This window comes from Desulfovulcanus ferrireducens (assembly GCF_018704065.1).
Taxonomy (GTDB): Bacteria; Desulfobacterota; Desulfovibrionia; order Desulfovibrionales; family Desulfonatronovibrionaceae; genus Desulfovulcanus; species Desulfovulcanus ferrireducens.
The window spans coordinates 51631-71866 of record NZ_JAGUQP010000014.1 but is presented as its reverse complement, the minus strand read 5'-3'; the positions used below and the strand labels follow the sequence as shown (position 1 = coordinate 71866).

Sequence of the window (20236 nt, the reverse complement as noted above, 5' to 3'; positions counted from 1 at the left end):
GACCAAAAGCTGAGTTACGGTGTCTTGATGCACCAGAAAGTTGAACGGTCTGTCACGCCTAAATTCTTATTTCTTTATCTCTTAAATTTGAAAACAGGTGATGTAAACATACGAGAAAGTTGAATTAATAAAAGGTTTGGCCACAGACTCTTTTACAAAAAAACAAGCCCTGTCACAATAACAGCACCAAAAAACAAAAAACCGGCCGTTAAAATAATCGATATGAGCTGCTCTATTTTTTGGGCTGTAATCTCCCTCCCGGACGGACCCAGTTTAGGCTTATCTTTAAGCTGATCAAAGTACACGGCCGGACCACCCAGTTCCACCTGCAAAATATGAGCAGCCATGGCCATGGGCCAGCCAGCATTGGGGCTTTCTGTTTTGCGGGCATCTTCAAGCACTTCCTTCCACTTTACCGCCACTGGCAAACGCAATACCTTGGCAGCCAGCCAGAGAAGCAGGGCACTGAGCCTGGCCGGAATAAAAGCTAGAATATCATCAGCCCTGGCTCCGGCAAAACCAAGTTGCCGCCACTTACGATTCTTATACCCCCACATAGAATCCATGGTGCTGACAAACTTATAAACCCAAACCCCTGCAGGTCCGCCTAAAGCCAAATAAAAAAACGGGGCACAAAAACCATCGTTAAAATTTTCAGATAAAGTTTCCACTAAAGCACGACACACCTCCTGCTCATCCATAACCCTCGTATCCCGGCTGACCAAAAAGGACAGGGCATGCCTGGCCTCCTCCAGTTCACCCGCCGTAAGTAATGACAATACTTTGCGCCCTTCCCTGATCAGACTACCCAGAGCCAGGGCAGCATACCCCAGGTAAAATGCAAAAAAGTTTCCAATGACCGGCAAAGTTGTCAAAAAGTTAACAAAACATCCTATCCCGACCGACCCGGTTATCAATGCCAAAAAGCCAGCCAGATATAAATTCACCTTCAGCTTACGAAAAAACTTCTCAAAAAAATTAAGAATACACCCAACAAAACGTACGGGATGAGGCCAAGTCCCCGGATCGCCTAGCAGGAGATCCAGGCCAAAACAGAGGCTAATGAAAATCAAAAATTCGTTCATGAAAATTTATCGGAACATAATTTTGCAATAATTAGCAACAGTTAACATCAAATTGCTACCTATCTAGCAGAATAATCGGTCTTTGTTTAAACAAAGACTTTTCTTCTCGCAACATATTGAATTCACAACTTATTTACTTATCATCTAAAAACATTTAAAAGACCTCTGTCAATTATTTGTGATACATGTGACAAATGCCGATTGTCTGCAAATATCAACGCTTCATCGAAAATCTACGAATTTTTCTGCTGAAGATTTGTTTTTTTACAAAAAATCTGATAAAGTTTGGTCCTCATTTCACTCTTCAATGGCGCCTATAAAAATCGCACAGCACAAATCCAGTTTACCCTGAAAACGGTGAACCTACTATGACGTAACTATTTATTTACAAAGGAATTTCTGTTTCATCTTTCTCCCAAATTTTACGCAGTCATTCATAATAAGAACAACAAACTAAAAAATGAGAGGATGTCCAAATGACTCAGAGAGTTTCATTATCTATTTCTCCATGTAGAAATGCCTGTCCTATCAAAAGACCCATTCAGCGTCACAACGTCCTTCTGCATTATTTAGCTCAAGGTATTAAAGGCAACCTGGTTGATGAAAAAGCTTTTCTCACTGTTTTTGATGAAATTCTTCATATTAACCCACTTTTTGGTGTATGTGGTTATGTCTGTGGCCTTTGTGAAAAATACTGTAACCGGAAACAAGTAGACTCTCATGTTCATGTCAGGTTTATAGAAAGGTTTGTCTTTGACTGGTACAGGGACAAAGTGATCACCGGTGCACTGCCTGCATACAGACCAATCAAGCCTGCTGCGCGTATAGAAAAGAAAATAGCCATTATAGGAGGAGGACCTGCCGGTATTAGTGCGGCCTTCTTTCTGGCCAAAGAAGGATATGGTGTAAGTTTGTTTGAGGCAAGGTCCAGGTTAGGGGGAGCACTTCGCTTTATTCCATCATTCAGACTGCCCGACGAAATTCTTAATTTCGCAATAGACCAGGTCATTAGTCCTTTGGGGATAGAGATTCATTTAAACTTCAGGCCTTCCATTTCCTCATTAAAAAAAGAGGGCTATGATGCTATCCTAATTGCCACCGGAACTCATTTACCCCGGCCTGTGCCCCCATTTGCCCAAGGTTTTGAAGAAGTGGAAAACGCTATCGATATACTGGCTGCTATCAGCGAAGGCCGACTGGATGAAAAGAAATATGCGGGTAAACAGGTGGTAGTTATTGGCGGAAGTGGTGTGGCAATAGATGCTGCACGATCATTACGCCGTTATGGAGCCAATGCGGCCTTAGCCTGTTTGGAATCTAGTGACAGGACATCCAAAGATGGAATCCTGGCCAATGAAGAGGATGAAAAGGGAGGTCTGGAAGAAGGAGTAGCATTTTATTATTCCCGAGGCCTGCAAAACATAGAAAGGCAAAACGGCAAGCTGCTCTTAACCTTTTCTCGTTGCACTTCGGTTTATGATCTCAAAGACGGACAAAAAATATTTAATCCCCAGTTCGATCCCAATGATCTCATCACCCTTGAGGCAGATTATGTAATCTTCGGCATTGGCCAGTTACCTGATAGAGATTATTTACAGGAGCTATATACTGATGACGGACGCATTGATGTTAATCCCCACACCTTTCAGGTATCTGGCCAAAACATTTTTATGGCCGGAGATGTATTTAGAATCGGCTATGCTTCACAAGCTATAAATGGAGGCAAAGAAGCAGCAGAATCCATAAAAAAATATCTAAAGGGAAAAAACATCCAAGAAGAAAATAAACAAAAATATTACATATCACTAAAACCTCTGCCTTATACAAAAGAAAATATTGAACCAAAGCCTGATCAAAAACCTGAATGTTTGCCAGTGGAAGAACGACTACACAGTTTTGCTCTGGAACAGGCGGGTTTTACTTTGGATCAGCTGATTGCAGAAACCGGACGTTGCCTGCATTGCGGCGGATGTGAAAACTGTAAAGGCTGTGTGACGCTAGGATTTCGTGATGAATTATGCAAAATGTATATTATTGAGGAAAATTGTGACGGTTGTGGTTTTTGTATTGATGTTTGTGCGGTAGGCGCAATTACATTAAAAGAGTATAATTCTGACGGATTGGTCAAAAAAATTGCCGAAGTCGATACAGTCCGTTGTCGCGGGTGTGGCATATGCCAGGCCACGTGTCCTAAAAACGGCTGTGCAGTAACGGGCTATGAGCTTGACAGACTAAGAGAACAAGTAAGGCAGGCACTTATTTAGAGAAACTAGGAAGTTAGGAAGATAGGAAGCTGGGTGGATGGCAAATCCATAAAACAACTTCTTATCTTCTCAACTTCCCAGCTTCTCAACTACTTTCTTAAATCTTTCCTATTTGCCTATAAGCCTCATACAAAATGATAGAGGCAGAATTAGCAAGATTTAGGCTGCGAACCTTGCCCCAAATAGGAATCCGTATCAGGTAGGGGGACTCATCTAAAATATACTCGGGCAAGCCCCTGGTCTCCGGCCCGAATACAAGCATATCCGTTTCTTTAAACTCAAACCGAGTATAATTTTGACCTTTTCGGGCACTGGTCATGACCAGCCTCTGCTCCGGACTTAAACTGGCCCTAAAACTTGTCCAATCCTTCCATACCCTAAGGCTAACATGAGGCCAATAATCCAAGCCGGCTCTTTTTAAATACTTGTCCTCCAAGCTAAAACCGAGCGGTTCAATCAGATTCAAAACAGTATTCGTAGCAGCACACAGCCTGGCAATGGTTCCAGTATTTGGTGGTATTTCCGGTTCAAAAAGGACAATCTGCATGTCTGAAAATAAATGTTTTTAAAATTATCAAGGGATTACGCAACAAATGAAAGGGCAGGCCAAAGTTGCCTGCCCTCTCTTCGTGTCTCGTGCTGGTTTGGTGGGCGGTCGGGGATTTGAACCCCGGACTTCCACCGTGTGAAGATGGCACTCTCACCACTGAGTTAACCGCCCGATACTAAAGATATCTTTATTCAAAATTTGAGATATTGGCAACTACTTTCAATTCAAAAAGCAGGGCAATCACAACCAATTTTGCTACTTTGCTGGGTACTTTTTATTTAAAAGTAGACCTACGCAGACTCACGCGGACATTCATGCCCGGCAGAGTCTGCCGGGCATGAGCCTGACGGTCCTTTGGGGCCGGTCTTAATAACGAGTTTTCACGAAGATTGGCATATAAGTAATTCAGCCTAAATTACGCGTTTTTTTGCAGTTCAAACTTTGAGATTGCTTCGCTCCACTTTGTTCCGCTCGCAATGACAGACGAGATTGTCATTGCGAGGACAGCGAAGCTGCCCGTGGCAATCTCACCCATTGGGTAAAAATCGCTGGCTCAAAATGTACTACAACATGTTTATTAAAAACCGCTAAATTTACGTCAAGTACGAGTTTTCCAGTAAGCAACAAAGAAAACTTTTTTACCTGGCCCGAAGGAACAGAGTGCCAGAGCAGCCAGCAAGTCGCTGGCTGCTCTAGTCTGCGTCCGTCTGCGGTTAAAAACTATCTTTTATCTATCCCAAGCACTGCTTAAAATTTAGGTGCGAAAACCCTGCTCAGCCAATGCCATCGCCCTTGAAGAATCCAATATTTTTCAATATAGGGGGAAAATCTTACAATATTTGCCTAAAGGTATCCTCTATGAGGTACAAAAATATCTGTTCAAAACAACTGTCAAACGTTATCTGGTTCTGGACCGCAAGCCCAAAGGAATAACGGGGCAGTCCGGACTAACTTAAGGAGGATACATGAATATTCTGGTCACCGGTGGATGTGGGTTTATTGGCTCTAACTTTATTTACTATTTATTCGAACATTATTCAGATGTTAAAGTCATCAACCTTGACAAACTCACTTATGCCGGCAACCTCAAGAATCTGGTTCCAATAGAAAAAAAATATGGTGACAAACGATATTTCTTTATCCGCGGCTGTATTGCTGACCGGGAACTCGTCCCACAGATCCTGAAAAAATTCCAAATTGACGCTGTAATCAACTTTGCCGCTGAATCCCATGTGGATCGATCCATAAATGATCCTGCCCCTTTTATCACCACCAATATCAATGGCACCCAAAATTTATTGGAAGCTTCAAGGCAAGCCGGTATTAAAAGGTTTATTCAGGTTTCCACGGATGAAGTTTACGGCTCCCTTGGACCAGAAGGACTCTTTTCTGAAGAGACCCCCCTCGCCCCTAACAGCCCTTATTCCGCATCCAAGGCTGCAGCGGATCTATTAGCCAGAGCATACTATAAAACCTATGGTTTTCCTGTAATTATCACTCGATGCTCGAACAATTACGGGCCGTTCCAATTTCCGGAGAAATTAATTCCACTGGCCTTTTTAAAAGCCAGGCAAGATGAACCTATCCCAATTTATGGAGACGGACAAAACGTCCGAGACTGGATTTATGTCCTGGACCATTGCCAAGGCGTGGATTTGGCTTTGCAAAAAGGCGAAATTGGGCGTGTTTATAATTTTGGTGGAAATGCAGAAAAGCCTAATCTCGAAGTAGTCAAAGCCATCCTGGACTTTTTAGGTAAACCTCATACCTTACTCAAGTTCGTACAGGACCGGCCCGGCCACGACCGGCGCTATGCAATGGACTTTTCTCTGGCTAGCAGAGAATTAGGCTTTAAGCCCTCGGTTGATTTTAAAAAGGGTTTAGAACTAACTCTTAACTGGTACCTTAAGCATCAAGATTGGATTAGCGAGGTCCAATCCGGAGAATATCAAAACTTTATGCGTAACTGGTATAAGGACAGAACATGAACAATCCTGGACGTGCCCTTGTTTTAGGTGGAAAAACCGGCTTGCTCGGTCAAGCCCTTACTACAGTTTTGACGGATGAAAATTGGACTGTTTTCGCCCCGGGTCGAGAGGACTTGAGTCTCTTTGACCCCGAAGAAATAGCTTCTTTTGTAGACAAAAATGAGATCAGCCATATCTTTAATACAGTGGCCTATACCAAAGTGGACCAAGCTGAAGACGAAAGAAATCTGGCCTATGAACTAAATAAAAAACTGCCGACCTTGCTGGGCAACATTGCCAGAGAAAAAGATATTTACCTCATTCATTACAGCACTGATTTTGTTTTTGATGGCCAAAAAAACACCCCCTATACCACAAAAGACAAAACTAATCCTCTAAGTGTCTATGGCCAGAGCAAACTGGAGGGCGAGAAGTCTCTTTTAGATAATCCTTGGAACAAACTGATCATTATCCGTACGGCTTGGCTTTTCGGACCGGGCAGGTCCAATTTTGTGGCCAAAATTTTAGACTTGGCCAAAAATAGAGAAGCTCTGAATGTGGTTCACGACCAGGTAGGCTCGCCAACATACACACTGGATCTGGCCAAATACAGCCTTGAACTGATAAAAAGTGCCGGCCATGGCCTTTACCATCTGACCAATAGCGGCCAGGCTTCCTGGTGTGAACTGGCTTCAGAAGCAATCAAGTGTGCCGGTCTTCACTGCCGGGTCAATCCAATTACTTCCTCTGAATATCCACAAAAAGCGGTCCGTCCACCATACTCCGTCTTGGACTGCTCTAAGTTTACCGAGATTACCGGGATTAAACCACGCTCCTGGATACAAGCTTTACGCGACTATATTTTTCGTGACTCGTAAAAATCGTTCCGATACGGTTCGCTAAAATGACTGGATAAACGCTCGATAAAAGGTTATCGATTTCAGATTATACTTAAGAGCCCGTGGCAAACCTTTTTATCGACATAGTTTCCGTGGTTTATTCCAGTCTTGATTTCTTTCATGCTGGTACAAAGACTTGGACCCATCTAGCACTTGCTTGCGGACAGAGCATAATGGGATACTTTGGGTAAACAAATATTCTTTTAATTATACCTAAGTTGAGCGATTTTCACTCAATGGGTGAGATTGCCACGGACAGCTTCGCTGCCCTCGCAATGACGAACTCGCTCCTGTCATTGCGAGGAGCGAGCGTGAGCGAGGCGACGAAGCAATCTCAAAGTTTGAACTGCAAAAAAATCGTTAAATTTAAACTATAGATAGTCATGGCAAGTAGTCACGGATACTTAGCTTTGTCTCCCCGATGCTCTGTTTTTCCGCAAGCTTCTCTAAGATGTGTTACCCAAGCCATTTGTAATGCATTTCAGAAACCAAGGCTTTCAATCAACGCTTAAAATTTGGTTTGGCCACAGGCTCAAAAACGGGCCGCCGTCTGCCACTACCTGTTCTCCCCTACCCAGAAAAGACCCCAAAATTTTATATTACGGTTGACAGGTGTATTTTGCGTTATTAACTCTTTAGCACTTTATACGCTAGAGTGCTAAAGAGGTGTCATATATGAGGTTAACACAAAGGGAAATAGACGTCTTATCCACTTTAATCCAAGACTATATTCTGACAGGCCAGCCAGTGGGTTCCAGGACTGTGGCCAAAAAATCTCAGCTTAATCTAAGCCCGGCCACAATCCGAAATATTATGGCCGATTTAAGTGAAAGAGGTCTCCTTTCCCAGCCACATACTTCTGCGGGCCGTGTGCCAACGACCAAGGCCTTTCGTTACTACCTGGACTCTATTTTAACTATCAGCCCTCTTCCTCTGGAAGAACAGCAAAGAATCAGCAAAACATTGGAAGAGGTAGGCCCAGATCTACCCCAGACCTTAAGCCAAGCCTCAAAAATTTTATCCTCTTTGTCAAACCAGATAAGTATGGTTCTGACTCCCAGAAAAAGCCTGGTTCGCTGGCAACAAATTGATTTCATTCTCCTTAGACCCGGCTTGGTTATGTCTGTTCTGGTTCTGGATGGCGGGCTAATTCAAAACAAGGTTATTCAAGTTGATAAAGATATCACTGCCGATGAATTAATCAAGTATAGCAATTTCTTAAATGATTCCTTTCAGGGTAGAACCCTGTACCAGGTACGCGAAGAAATATTAGAGCAAATGAAAAAAGCACACCTGGAATTTGAGCACCTCTATAAAAAAGCACTCAAGCTGGCCCAGGACACCTTTGAAGCGAACAACCGCCAGGTTTTTGTAGAAGGAACAATCAATCTCTTAGAGGGTGAAGAACTTTCCGACATCAATGCTATGCGCGATCTATTCAAAATCTTAGAGGAAAAATCTAAGCTTTTGCAATTATTAGATAAGACCATCGAATCCAGAGGATTAAATATCATCCTGGGTGAAGAGCAAAACTTAGAAGAGTTGCAAGAATATAGTGTTATATCATCACCTTACAGCATAAAAGATGATACTTTAGGTGTGGTCAGCGTTATTGGTCCCATGCGCATGGATTATTCAAAAGTCATTCCAACGGTTGACTTGATGGCTAAAATACTTAGTCAAATATTCCGCAAACACTTTTAGTCGTGAAAGGTTTGCAGAACCTGTGGGCAACCCCTATTTTAATCGTTGATTGAAAGCCTTGGTTTCTGAAATGCATTACAAACGGCTTGGGTAACCCAATCTTAGTGATGCTTGCGGAAGAACAGAGCATCGGGATGAATGGGCTGAATACTTTGCTATATTGACCATAACTATCGATAATAAAAAGAATACTTATTTACCCAAAATATCCCATTATGCTCTGTCCGCAAGCAAGCTTAGATGGGTCCAAGTCTTTGTACCAGCATGAAAGAAAACAAGACTAAAATAAATCATGGAAATTAAGTTGATAAAAAGGTTCGGCCACAGGCTCTGTAGGGACGCGCGGCTGTGCATCTCTACATAAAAATATAACATCGGAGGAAAGGGAATGGATAATATGGATAAGGAAAAACAACAAGAAACCCAAAATACACAGCCCGTTGATAAAAAAGAACGGCCACAAACTCAGGAAACTAAAGATATAACTTTAAAAGACGAAGAGTTGAAAAAAATTTGCGAGGAAAAATTTTGCTCGGAATGTGAGCAATTAAAGGGCAAGCAGCAGGAAGTATTACGTATTCTGGCAGATTCAGAAAATTTAAAGAAAAGACTTATTAGAGAGAAGGAAGAATTTTGTAAATTTGCCACTTCTACCATTATTGAGGATATCTTACCAATTATGGACAACCTGGAACTGGCCATCACACACGGCCAAAAGACAGAGGCATGCAAGGACCTGCTGCAAGGGGTAGAAATGACCCTGAAGATGTTTAAAGAAACCTTAAAAAAACATGGTCTTGAACCAGTGGGTGAGGAAGGGGAAAAGTTTGACCCCAATATACACGAGGCCATGGCTCAGGAAGAGCGTGAAGATATGGAAGAAGGCATGGTATGCCAGCTCATGCAAAAAGGATATAAACTTCATGACCGTTTGCTCAGACCAGCCAGAGTTATGGTCAGCAAAAAAAGTGAGAAAAAATAATCTATATCCCTTTACTTCTGCGTTAACGGACTTATGAATAAAAACTGAAAAATTTCTTTCAAAATAGGAGGCTAATGTTATGGGAAAAATAATCGGTATAGACTTGGGAACTACAAACAGCTGCGTCTATGTAATGGAAGGCAAAGATGCCAAATGTATTACCAATCCTGAAGGTGGACGCACGACTCCATCTATTGTGGCCTTTACCGAGAAGGAAAGGCTGGTTGGCGAAATTGCCAAAAGACAGGCTGTTACTAATCCGGAAAAGACAATCTTTGCCGTCAAAAGGCTTATGGGCCGCAAGTTTGATGATCCGGCCATAGAAAAATGGAAACAAAGATGTCCATATAAAATTGTCCCCGGACCCAATGGGGACGCCTATGTTCAGGTAGGCGACAAAAAATACAGCCCGGCTGAAATCTCTGCCATGATCCTGCAGAAACTCAAGAGCGATGCAGAGGCCTACTTGGGAGAAAAGGTCACGGAAGCTGTTATCACTGTTCCGGCATACTTTAACGACAGTCAGCGCCAAGCAACCAAAGATGCTGGCCGCATTGCCGGTCTGGATGTAAAGAGGATAATCAACGAGCCTACTGCTGCTTCACTGGCTTATGGTTCGGACAAAAAGGTTAACGAGAAGATCGCTGTTTTCGACTTAGGTGGCGGTACCTTCGACATCTCTATTCTGGAAGTCGGAGATAATGTGGTTGAAGTTCGGGCTACCAATGGTGACACCTTTTTGGGTGGTGAGGACTTCGACCAGAGAATTATCAACTACATTGTCGATGAGTTCAAAAAAGAAAACGGTATAGACTTAAGCCAGGACCGCATGGCCCTGCAACGGCTGAAAGAGGCGGCTGAAAAGGCTAAAAAAGAACTCTCTTCCACCATGGAAACCGAGATTAACTTGCCCTTTATCACGGCCGACCAGACCGGTCCGAAACACTTGAATATAAAACTTACCCGGGGCAAGCTGGAAAAGTTGGTGGAAGACCTGGTGGAAAGGACTGTTGAACCATGCAGAAAAGCTTTAGAAGACGCAGGTCTTAAGCCTTCTGACATTGATGAGGTCATCCTGGTTGGCGGCATGACCCGTATGCCTCTGGTTCAGAAAAAGGTGGCTGAATTCTTTGGTAAAGAGCCCAACAAGAGCGTAAACCCGGATGAAGTTGTGGCTATGGGCGCAGCCATTCAGGGCGGTATCCTGACCGGTGACGTGAAAGATGTTCTTCTACTTGACGTTACTCCGCTCTCTCTGGGTATCGAGACCATGGGCGGCGTCTTTACCAAACTCATTGAGCGCAACACCACCATTCCAACGCGCAAGAGCCAGATCTTTACCACAGCCGCAGACAACCAGCCCTCAGTATCTATCCACGTTCTGCAGGGTGAAAGACCAATGGCTGCGGACAATATGACTCTTGGCAGGTTTGAACTTACCGGAATTCCACCTGCACCCAGAGGGGTACCGCAAATTGAGGTTACCTTTGACATCGATGCTAACGGTATTGTCAATGTCTCGGCCAAAGACCTGGGTACAGGAAAAGAGCAGTCCATCCGCATTACGGCTTCCAGCGGTTTATCCGAAGAGGAAATCCAGAAGCTTATCAAGGAAGCCGAGGCCCATGCAGAAGAGGATAAGAAAAAACAAAAACTTATTGAGGCCAGAAACCACGCTGACACCTTGATCTACACAACAGAAAAGTCCTTGCGCGACCTGGGTGACAATATCGACAGCACTCTAAAGGGAGAAATTGAAAATAAAATTGAAGCCCTGAAGAAAGCCATGGAGGGCGATGACGAGGAGGCCATCCGTCGGGCAACCGATGAACTGGCCCAGGCCTCGCATAAACTGGCTGAAAAACTTTATGCCCAGAAAACAGAAGGTGGCGCCCAGACCGGGGAACCTGGAGGCGCCAAGGCCAGTCAGGCCGGCGGTCAAACCGGAACCCAGTCTGGTGACGATGATGTAGTTGATGCTGACTACACCGAAGTCAAATAGCACTCCTTGACAGTTTGTAAAACCCCTACCTATAACCTAAGGCCTGGACATTGAACCAGGCCTTTTTAATTTCTGGTCATAATTTTCATGACTAAAGGATTAACTACTTTTTTTAACTCAATTAAATCAACTTTCGGAGTTGTCTAACTCGCGATAATTTCAACACTTTTGGAGAGCGCATTTTCTGAAATGCATTACAGACGGCTTGGGCAACACATCTTGGCGAAGCCTGCGGAAAAGATGTGCATAGGGAGACTACCTCACAAAAATTGCGAAATATATCATGAATACAGAAAAAGCTTTGAATAACATTCAACTAAAAAACCCCTTTATGCACAGCCCGCAAGCAAGCCTTAGATGTGTCCAAGTCTTTGTTAGCATTGAAGGAAATGTGATCGTAAATTAACTCCAAAAGTTGAATCAATTAACAAAAAGGACTCAAGGGCAGGCACATAGGGCTTCCCTTGAATTTCAATCATCAATTAACCCAATGAACCCCATGAAACTAGTAAAAATATCTATCTTTTGCCTGATTCTATTTTTAACAGCCTGCGCTCCGAAAAAAAGCCTCATGCACCCCATGCCAGAAGCTGCCCTTTTAATCCAAAAGGCCGACCAGGCATGGGAAGGTAAAAATTTTACTTTGAGCCAGAAACTATATGCTCAAATTCTTCTTACGCCTGACCTGGACCAGAAAATCAGAATAACCGCCTGGGAAAGACTGGCCTTAAGTGCCATGCACAATAAAGACTATCACCAGGCACTAACAGCACTCAAACATTGGGCTAAGCTCACGCCTCAGGTAAAAAACTCCTGGCATTGGCACAAGCTTTACTCCCGGGCCCTGAAACAAACCCAGTCTGACTCTGTCTATGAAGAATACCTGTCCAGACTGATAGTCAACAATAACTATCCGTTCTCGTTAAGGCTTGAGGCTGGCTATGTTTTGGCCAAACATTATTTCGCCCAAAAAAATTGGGATCAGGCCCTGCAAGTATATAAAGAGTTGCATGAACAAGCCAGTGACAACGAGTCCAAAATTGCCCTGGAAACTCATCTGGCTAATTTCTTAGAACAACTCGCACCGGCAGAACTCCAGACCATTAAATTAACTCTGGACCCGGCCCAAAAATGGGACTTCCCGCAAAATATTGTCTTTTGGGTCTATTCTATTCAGAAACTCAAAGCTGATAACTCCTGCTGGCCACGTATCTGGCCCAATTTAAACAGTCTTATTCAAAACGGAAAATTTACAGATGTAGAGCCCTTTTTAGCTGAGTTTAATTTCTGGGAAAAAAAGTTGGGTAAACCAAGTCAAACCATAGGACTGACCCTCCCTCTAAGTGGTCCTTATGCAACAATCGGATGGAAGATTTTGCGGGGAGCAAGTCTGGCTCAATGGGCACTTCTACAAGATGGCGTGCAAATAAAAATCAAGACCATAAATACAAACGCGCCTGACTGGCAAAACGTCCTGCACAATGAAAGCGAAACTCTTATTTTTGGGGGGCCGCTTCTGAAAAAAAACTGGGAAGAGCTAACAAAACTCGGCGAAAATGAGCGTAAGCTTTTTTTCACCTTTCTGCCTACTATAGAGCAAGAAGGTCAAGCCGGGTGGCGATTTTTTCCCAGCCCCAGAGACCAGGTTCGGGCCTTAATCAAAAAAGTCATTCTAGATCTAAATTTTACCAACTTGGCTATTCTCTATCCGGAAGAAAATTACGGTCGGAAAATGGCCAAGATATTCTGGGAAGAATCTTCCAAATTGGGGGCTAAAATTACCGGTCTTAAGAGCTATCCACCGGATCAGCCCACCAAATGGGGGAAAATAGTCGCCTCTTTTTTAAATATTAAGGACAAGAACGATCCCTTGCAAAACCCTGATCCAGACTTTCAAGCCGTATTTATCCCGGACTCCCTGTCACGGGTCAGGGCTATAATTCCCCAATTCTTTTTCTACGACGAAAACCGGCTCCTTTTCCTGGGCCCCATGTTATGGGCACAAGGGTTTAACCCCAAGGAGTTGGAAGTACACTATTTTTCCCTGGCCCTGGTGCCCGGGGCATGGTGGCCAGAAAACCATGGGGCAAAAGTGACCCAGCTAAAAAAACTGCTCGACCAGACCGTCCAGGGCGAGCCGGACTTCTGGGTTGCTCTGGGCTTTGATTTTGTCCGATTTTCAACTATGCTTGGGACGCTATCAGACTCCTGGCGCTCTTCAAAGATCAATCAAATATTGGCTCAGATTCAGGACATGGACTGGACCATGGCCCCCATATCCTGGGATGAGCATGGTCAAGCGAGCCAGGATCTTTTTGTATTTCAACCTTCAAGTTCAGGTCTTATTCCTGCAAACATGACAAGTATTGAAGCAAAGATAGAATTCAGGACCGAAAGACGGGCCCAGAGACTAGAAAAGTTAAGACTTGAACAAAATAGTACTGTCCAAACCCCGGATTCTGAACAACTTGTCCAGTAAAGGAGAAAAAAATGAGTATTAGTAAAGAAGACGTTGCAAAAATCGCCACTCTGTCCAGGCTATCCCTGGAAGAAAATAAACTCGACCAATTTGCAGGACAATTATCCAGCATTATAGAGTATATGCAAAAATTAAATGAGCTTGAGACCACAGATGTAGAGCCACTTTATTCACCAGTAGACCAGACCACCGTACTTCGGGAAGACGTTGTCGAAAAAAAATTCACACGCGAGGAATTACTGGCCAATGCCCCTGAAGACGACGGCCAGTATCTTATTGTCCCCAGAATTATTTAACCTGGGGATGTAAAGTAGGCGCCTGTGTAGGGACGTGGCGCGCTGTTCCACTACCCTGTAGAACATCAAACGACACAAAAACTATAAACCTTATAAGACGAGAGCAAAAATGGAACTTGCGATAAAAAATCTTACCCAAATCAGAGACATTTTGCTTCGCAGAGAAGCCAGCGTTAAAGAGGTCGTAACTGAATGTCTGCAAGTAATTGAAAAGACTGAGCCACAACTAAACGCACTGATTACCACCTGTGCGGAACAGGCACTTGAGCAGGCAAAACAGATGGACAACCAGGGGCCTGACCCGGACAAACCATTATGGGGTGTACCTATCGTCATCAAAGATGTCATTGCCACCAAAGGATTACGCACTACCTGTGCTTCAAAAATCCTGGAAAATTTCACCCCCTGTTATGACGCAACTCTAGTGGAAAAGCTAAAACAGGCCGGAAGCATCATCCTGGGTAAAACCAATATGGATGAATTTGCCATGGGCTCGTCCACGGAAAATTCCGCATTTGGCCCCACCAAAAACCCCTGGGATTTAACCAGGGTTCCCGGTGGTTCCAGTGGCGGTTCAGCAGCCAGTGTGGCCGCAGCACAAGCTTTTGCTTCAATAGGTACTGATACTGGCGGGTCTATTCGTCAACCTTCTGGTTTTTGCGGTATTGTTGGTTTAAAGCCAACCTATGGCCGGGTCTCGCGTTTCGGACTCATTGCCTATGGCTCATCACTGGACCAGGCCGGCCCCATGACCAGGTCAGTCCAGGATGCAGCGCTCATGCTGCAAGTAATTGCCGGCCATGATCCCAAAGACTCCACAAGCAGTCAGAAAGATGTGCCTGATTATGTTCAGAGCTTGCAGAAGGCGAATGACCTCAAGGGGATACGCCTGGGATACCCTTCTGAATATTGGAGAGAAGGCTTAAGCCCGGAGGTTAAAGATTGTTGTGAACAGGCCTTGAACAAGGCCAAAGAATTAGGCGCAGAAATTGTACCCATCAATCTAAAACATACTCCCTATGCTATTGCCACTTACTACATCATTGCAATGGCCGAGGCATCATCCAACCTGGCCAGGTACGATGGAGTACGTTTTGGCTATCGGGACAAAGATGCCACAGAACTGATAGAGATGTATCTCCGCTCCCGCTCAAAAGGTTTTGGTGAAGAGGTCAAGCGAAGGATCATGCTAGGGACTTATGTCCTTTCTGCCGGATATTACGATGCCTATTATAAAAAGGCAGCTCAGGTGCGACGGCTTATCCGCCAGGACTATTTAGATGCACTAAAAAATTGTGATCTTATTTGCGCTCCTGTTGCACCCACCACCGCCTTTAGACTGGGTGAAAACATAGACGACCCATTACAAATGTATCTAACCGACATTTTTACTATTTCTCTAAATCTTAGCGGACTGCCCGGGCTGACTTTGCCGGTAGGCCTAGGCCAGGAAACGAACATGCCCGTGGGCATGCAGTTTTTCGGACCGGCCTTTGGAGAAGAAATTATCTTCCGGGTCTGCCACGTCCTGGAACAAGCCCTGCCAGGTCCTGGTTATCCATTGGGTATATGAGTGGATGGGAGGATGAGTGGATGGGGTCCGGGCCCTGTGTAATCTGCCGAAGGGAATCCTATTCAACAGAGCGTGCAACACTAGGACATAATGGGCTACACCCATTATTAACCCATGTACCCATTAACCCATAAACTCATATACACATTAACCCATATACCTAAATCATGAAAATAGCTGTTGCTCTCAGTGGTGGAGCAGATAGTCTCATGGCCCTGCTACTCCTCAAAGAACAGGGCCATGATGTTTTTGCTGTCCACGCCCACTTCCTGCCTCCCTCGGATGAGCTTATTCAACTGGGCAAAAAAATAGAAAAGATTTGTCGCAGCCTGCAGGTAAACCTGCACATTCTTGATCTCTCACACGAGTTTGAGCAGGAGGTTATTTCGCCTTTTGTGCATACTTACATTAAGGGCTATACTCCCAACCCTTGTGCCTTGTGCAATGCCACGATGAAGTTTGGCCTGCTTCTGGATAAAGCACTTGGCCTTGGTGCCCGAAAAATGGCTACGGGTCACTATGCTGAAGTAAAAATCATAGACGATCAGCCCACCCTGTGGTGGGCAAAGGACAGCTCAAAGAATCAGAGTTATTTTCTTTCTCTTGTGCCAAAACACAGATTTGAGAACGTTGTTTTCCCTCTGGCTTCCTGGTCCAAAAAAGATGTATACCGGGTACTGGAGCAAAAGGGACTCCAGCCTGTCATCTCCAGAGAGAGTAATGAAATCTGCTTTATTGAAGATGACTACCGTGCGTTTCTCCTCCAAAGAGGAGTAAAACTTCCTGGCCCAGGTCCCATTAAAACCAGCAAAGGTGAAGTTCTGGGAACGCACAAGGGGCTGTGGCGATATACATTGGGACAACGTAGAGGAATAGGCGTTGCATATAAACATCCGCTCTATGTCATCAACAAAGACCTGGCCCGGAACACCCTTATTGTTGGCCCGGAAGAAGAATTATGGTCTAAAGGATGCATAGCCCAGAATGTTAACTTTCTGGTCCCCCCTGCCAAGTGGCCGGAAGAAATTCTGGTCCAGACCAGGTACAGACAAAAGGCAAAAAAAGGATGGGTAGAGATTAAAGATAATAACCTGCATATCCATTTCTTAGAACCGCAAAAAAAACCAACCCCAGGCCAGGTGGCAGCCATCTTTTCACCTCAAGGACAGGTCCTTGGAGCGGGGATTATTAGAAGTTCAAAGTTCAACGTTCAAGGTTCGGGGCTCAAGATTTGAGGATTGCGGATTGAAATTATGAAAAAACTATAGGAACAATAAGCAGATTTTACATTAGGAAAACATTGAATATTGAACGTTGAACTTTGAACATGAAAGAGACGATGAGTAAGTTTTACATAACCACTTTAGGGTGCAAAATTAACCAGTATGAAACCCAGGCTATAACAGAGGCGTGGCAAAAAAAAGGATATGACCTAGTTGCAACCCCGCAAGAGGCTGAGGTTATAATTGTCAATAGTTGCGCTGTAACTGCCAGGGCTGTACGGGACTTAAAAAAATTGCTGCGCCAGTTGGCAAAGCTTGTGGCTGATACCAGAATTATAGTTACTGGCTGTGCAGCCGAGGTTATGGCTGAAGAATTAAAAAAATTAAAAGAAGTCCACACGATTATTCCCCAGTCACAAAAAAATCTCTTTTTGCAACCCGAAAATATTCTTTGCTCGACCTCTTCTCACTCCTTACCCTTTACCTCTTGCTCCTTTGCCCTTGAAATTTCCAACTACTTTCGGGCCAGGGCAGTGGTCAAAATTCAAGACGGTTGCAGCCATAAATGTACCTACTGCATCGTGCCCCTGACTCGTGGACCCAGCCGCAGCAGACCTCCAAAGGCTATCTTAGATGAAATTGAGCGGCTCTTTAACAGCGGCGTGCGTGAAATTTCCCTTGGTGGCATTAATCTGAGACAATTTGGCCGTGATTTGACTCCCAAAATAGATTTCTGGGATCTGCTCCTGCAGATTCAGCAACATTTCGGCCCTGAATGGCAGGGAAAGGCGAGGATACGCATCAGCTCCCTGGAACCGTCAGAATTGACAGACAAGGCCCTGAACGTTTTAAGTCAGTCTAGTCTGGTCTGCCCCCATCTGCACATATCCATGCAGAGTGCAAGTTTAAATGTCTTGAAACGCATGGGAAGAGGACACTATCGTCCACAATCACTTGAAAAGTTTGTCCATCAATTAAAAGATATCTGGCCTCTCTTTGGACTGGGGATGGACATCCTCGTTGGATTTCCGGGAGAAACCGAAAAGGATTTTCAAACCACTTATGATTTTTGCGCACACATCCCCTTGTCTTACGCCCATGTTTTCCCTTATTCAAAAAGACCGGGTACGCCCGCAGCCAGGTTTCCCGATCAAATCCCGGCCAGCGTCAAAAAAGAACGTGCTGCAGCCCTAAGAGAATTAATCCAAAAAAAGAAAACATTGTTTTTAAATAAACTCGTAAAACTGCCCCAGGTACATCTGGTAGTGGAAAATGAAAACCAGGGGATGACCGAGTATTATGTCCAGGCCAGGCTCAAAAATCCCGACCCATCCCTTTGTGCCAGGCAAATAATTAAGGCCAAGCCAAAAGGGATTAATGTTGAATGTTGGATGTTGGATGTTGAATTATAAAGAGCCTATGGCCAAACCATATTTTAAGCGCAGATTGAAAGTCTTGGTTTCTGAAATGCATTACAAACAACTTGGGCAACCCAATCTTGAGTTTTGCTTGCGAAAAAGACAGAGCATCGGGGTGAATGAGCTAAACACTTTGCGATATTTGCCATAACCATCGGTAATAAAAAGAATATTTGCTTACCCAAAATATCCCTTTATGCTCTGTCCGCAAGCAAGCTTTAGATGGGTCCAAGTCTTTGTACCAGCATGAAAGAAACCAAGACTGAAATAAACCAGGGAAATTAAGTTGATAAAAAGATTCGACTACAGGCTCTAAAGAGATATGAGTCAAATTAAAAGAAATAGAAATAATTATAATTGAAGGAAAAATGAGCACTCCCCAAATACCAAAACCAGGCAAACTTATTCTCTCAATCTTAAGCGCCAAGTGGGAATTATTTTGGCCAGGACTTTTATCGACCCTGGAAAAGAAAATGGGGAGAGTTGACTATCAAAGTGAGCTTATCCCTTTCACCGAAACCAGATACTATGATGAGGAACTGGGGACCCCCATATTCAGACGTATACTCAGTTTCTCTCCCCTGGTCCCACTCGATATCCTGCCTGAAATCAAACTCTGGACCAACTCCATTGAAAACGAGTACGCGCAAACCACCAACAGTACACCCGGCAACAAGCGCATTTTCAACTTAGACCCCGGCATCCTGACCCATGAACGATTGGTTCTGGCCACAGGCAAAAACTTTACCCACCGCATTTACTTAAGAGATGGCATCTGGGCTGATTTAACTCTCATTTTTACCAAAGGCGACTTTCAAAATCTGCCCTGGACTTTTCCCGACTATGCTTCAGAAAAAGTAAAAATACATTTGCGAAAAATAAGAGAACAATACCACAAGGAGTGTATTAAAAATGGCTAAAAGCATGACAGGATTTGGACAGGCTCAGATGCAAACCGAAAAGTGGGCCATTTCCTGGGAGATAAAGAGTGTAAATAGCCGCTTTTTGGATCTGAAATGGAAAACTCCACACAGCCTGAACGCATTGCAACCAGAATGGGAGAAGGTCGTCAGGGATCACGCCTTAAGAGGAAGAGTTGAATTATATTTAAACCTGCAAATTCTAGATCCTTCCCTTTTGGGTTTAACTTTTGACCGGGCTACGGCCGTGGCCATGCTCGGGCAACTAGCTAACCTCGCCGAGGAAACAAACACTGAGTTTCGCCCGGACTTAAATAGATTTTTAAATTTATCCAATTTGTGGCGGGATAAAGGCGGAGAAATCGACCCTGCCCTAAAAGAAGACCTCCATAAAACTCTAAAAAATGCCTTGATAGACTGGGATAAAAGTAAACTTCAAGAAGGTGTTGCCCTGGCTGAGGATTTAAAGACGCGCCTGAGCAAGCTTAGCGACCTTGTCTACAAGCTGGAAGAACTGGCCACTGACAATGCCGAGAATCGCTATGCCGAGCTCAAACAACGGGTAGACAAACTTCTCCAGGAATATTCTATACAAACAGATGAATCCAGGATGCTCCAGGAACTTGCCTTGCTTGCCGATCGTCTGGATGTGTCTGAAGAACTCACTCGACTTAAAAGTCACCTTAATAGCATGCAAGAACTGATTGACAAACCAGGAGAAATTGGCCGTAAATTGGATTTTATGCTCCAGGAAACATTCAGAGAAATAAATACTTGCAGCAACAAATGCCACAATATAGAAATGAACCGAATTGCCGTTGACTTTAAAGCCGAGTTGGAAAAATGCCGCGAACAGGCACAGAATCTGGAATAA

The 20236-nt window shown here is 44.1% G+C and carries 16 protein-coding genes and 1 tRNA gene; 14 read left to right on the top strand and 3 right to left on the bottom strand.

Annotated elements, in window-relative coordinates; translation table 11 throughout:
* Nucleotides 1-152 precede the first annotated feature (152 nt).
* A complete protein-coding gene (gene cbiB, locus KFV02_RS06530) occupies nt 153-1085 on the bottom strand; it encodes an adenosylcobinamide-phosphate synthase CbiB (protein WP_252380737.1) in 933 nt (310 codons plus the stop codon).
* A 476-nt stretch (nt 1086-1561) separates the two neighbouring features.
* On the opposite strand from cbiB, the gene KFV02_RS06525 reads away from it, so the two are divergent.
* On the top strand, nt 1562-3349 hold the full coding sequence (locus tag KFV02_RS06525) for an FAD-dependent oxidoreductase (protein ID WP_252380736.1): 1788 nt from the start codon (nt 1562-1564) through the stop codon (nt 3347-3349).
* 97 nt (nt 3350-3446) lie between these two features.
* On the opposite strand, the gene KFV02_RS06520 is transcribed toward KFV02_RS06525, so the two are convergent.
* A complete protein-coding gene (locus KFV02_RS06520; RefSeq protein ID WP_252380735.1) occupies nt 3447-3896 on the bottom strand; it encodes a tRNA (cytidine(34)-2'-O)-methyltransferase in 450 nt (149 codons plus the stop codon).
* A 98-nt stretch (nt 3897-3994) separates the two neighbouring features.
* Nucleotides 3995-4070: transfer RNA gene (locus KFV02_RS06515), tRNA-Val, on the bottom strand.
* Between the two features lie 587 nt (nt 4071-4657).
* Between KFV02_RS06515 and KFV02_RS06510 the strand changes: the two genes are divergently transcribed.
* The 13 genes from KFV02_RS06510 to KFV02_RS06450 all read left to right on the top strand — a co-directional run bounded on the left by KFV02_RS06510 (nt 4658) and on the right by KFV02_RS06450 (nt 20236).
* A complete protein-coding gene (locus tag KFV02_RS06510) occupies nt 4658-4855 on the top strand; it encodes a hypothetical protein (protein WP_252380734.1) in 198 nt (65 codons plus the stop codon).
* Between the two features lie 9 nt (nt 4856-4864).
* On the top strand, nt 4865-5887 hold the full coding sequence (rfbB, locus tag KFV02_RS06505; RefSeq protein ID WP_252380733.1) for a dTDP-glucose 4,6-dehydratase: 1023 nt from the start codon (nt 4865-4867) through the stop codon (nt 5885-5887).
* Complete coding sequence (gene rfbD, locus KFV02_RS06500; RefSeq protein ID WP_252380732.1) at nt 5884-6744, top strand: dTDP-4-dehydrorhamnose reductase; 861 nt, start codon at nt 5884-5886, stop codon at nt 6742-6744. The genes rfbB and rfbD overlap by 4 nt, the downstream gene beginning before the upstream one ends.
* Nucleotides 6745-7440: 696 nt before the next feature.
* Nucleotides 7441-8469, top strand: coding sequence for a heat-inducible transcriptional repressor HrcA (gene hrcA, locus KFV02_RS06495; protein WP_252380731.1), 1029 nt, complete (start codon nt 7441-7443; stop codon nt 8467-8469).
* Between the two features lie 388 nt (nt 8470-8857).
* Nucleotides 8858-9451 (top strand): nucleotide exchange factor GrpE, encoded by a 594-nt coding sequence (grpE, locus tag KFV02_RS06490; protein WP_252380730.1) that lies wholly within the window; start codon nt 8858-8860, stop codon nt 9449-9451.
* Between the two features lie 79 nt (nt 9452-9530).
* Nucleotides 9531-11453 carry a molecular chaperone DnaK gene (dnaK, locus tag KFV02_RS06485; protein WP_252380729.1) on the top strand — a complete coding sequence of 641 codons (1923 nt, stop codon included), beginning with the start codon at nt 9531-9533 and terminating at the stop codon, nt 11451-11453.
* Between the two features lie 499 nt (nt 11454-11952).
* Entirely contained in the window at nt 11953-13932 is a 1980-nt protein-coding gene (locus KFV02_RS06480) for a penicillin-binding protein activator (RefSeq protein WP_252380728.1), read from the top strand.
* Between the two features lie 11 nt (nt 13933-13943).
* The gene (gene gatC, locus KFV02_RS06475; protein WP_252380727.1) at nt 13944-14228 is read left to right on the top strand and encodes an Asp-tRNA(Asn)/Glu-tRNA(Gln) amidotransferase subunit GatC; all 285 of its coding nucleotides are present in this window, start codon (nt 13944-13946) and stop codon (nt 14226-14228) included.
* A gap of 109 nt (nt 14229-14337) precedes the next feature.
* On the top strand, nt 14338-15801 hold the full coding sequence (gatA, locus tag KFV02_RS06470) for an Asp-tRNA(Asn)/Glu-tRNA(Gln) amidotransferase subunit GatA (RefSeq protein WP_252380726.1): 1464 nt from the start codon (nt 14338-14340) through the stop codon (nt 15799-15801).
* Between the two features lie 167 nt (nt 15802-15968).
* Complete coding sequence (mnmA, locus tag KFV02_RS06465) at nt 15969-17036, top strand: tRNA 2-thiouridine(34) synthase MnmA (RefSeq protein WP_252380725.1); 1068 nt, start codon at nt 15969-15971, stop codon at nt 17034-17036.
* A 104-nt stretch (nt 17037-17140) separates the two neighbouring features.
* Nucleotides 17141-18436 (top strand): tRNA (N(6)-L-threonylcarbamoyladenosine(37)-C(2))-methylthiotransferase MtaB, encoded by a 1296-nt coding sequence (mtaB, locus tag KFV02_RS06460; protein ID WP_252380724.1) that lies wholly within the window; start codon nt 17141-17143, stop codon nt 18434-18436.
* Nucleotides 18437-18810: 374 nt separating this feature from the next.
* Nucleotides 18811-19362 (top strand): DUF4416 family protein, encoded by a 552-nt coding sequence (locus tag KFV02_RS06455; protein ID WP_252380723.1) that lies wholly within the window; start codon nt 18811-18813, stop codon nt 19360-19362.
* Entirely contained in the window at nt 19355-20236 is an 882-nt protein-coding gene (locus tag KFV02_RS06450) for a YicC/YloC family endoribonuclease (RefSeq protein WP_252380722.1), read from the top strand. Before KFV02_RS06455 ends, KFV02_RS06450 begins: the two co-directional genes overlap by 8 nt.

Coding starts and splice junctions, on each gene's coding strand:
- rfbD (WP_252380732.1), top strand. CDS start 5,884: ATGAACAATCCTGGACGTGCCCTTGTTTTAGGTGGAAAAACCGGCTTG.
- mtaB (WP_252380724.1), top strand. CDS start 17,141: ATGAGTAAGTTTTACATAACCACTTTAGGGTGCAAAATTAACCAGTAT.
- KFV02_RS06525 (WP_252380736.1), top strand. CDS start 1,562: ATGACTCAGAGAGTTTCATTATCTATTTCTCCATGTAGAAATGCCTGT.
- cbiB (WP_252380737.1), bottom strand. CDS start 1,085: ATGAACGAATTTTTGATTTTCATTAGCCTCTGTTTTGGCCTGGATCTC.
- KFV02_RS06455 (WP_252380723.1), top strand. CDS start 18,811: ATGAGCACTCCCCAAATACCAAAACCAGGCAAACTTATTCTCTCAATC.
- hrcA (WP_252380731.1), top strand. CDS start 7,441: ATGAGGTTAACACAAAGGGAAATAGACGTCTTATCCACTTTAATCCAA.
- gatA (WP_252380726.1), top strand. CDS start 14,338: ATGGAACTTGCGATAAAAAATCTTACCCAAATCAGAGACATTTTGCTT.
- KFV02_RS06450 (WP_252380722.1), top strand. CDS start 19,355: ATGGCTAAAAGCATGACAGGATTTGGACAGGCTCAGATGCAAACCGAA.
- rfbB (WP_252380733.1), top strand. CDS start 4,865: ATGAATATTCTGGTCACCGGTGGATGTGGGTTTATTGGCTCTAACTTT.
- grpE (WP_252380730.1), top strand. CDS start 8,858: ATGGATAATATGGATAAGGAAAAACAACAAGAAACCCAAAATACACAG.
- dnaK (WP_252380729.1), top strand. CDS start 9,531: ATGGGAAAAATAATCGGTATAGACTTGGGAACTACAAACAGCTGCGTC.
- KFV02_RS06480 (WP_252380728.1), top strand. CDS start 11,953: ATGAAACTAGTAAAAATATCTATCTTTTGCCTGATTCTATTTTTAACA.
- mnmA (WP_252380725.1), top strand. CDS start 15,969: ATGAAAATAGCTGTTGCTCTCAGTGGTGGAGCAGATAGTCTCATGGCC.
- gatC (WP_252380727.1), top strand. CDS start 13,944: ATGAGTATTAGTAAAGAAGACGTTGCAAAAATCGCCACTCTGTCCAGG.
- KFV02_RS06520 (WP_252380735.1), bottom strand. CDS start 3,896: ATGCAGATTGTCCTTTTTGAACCGGAAATACCACCAAATACTGGAACC.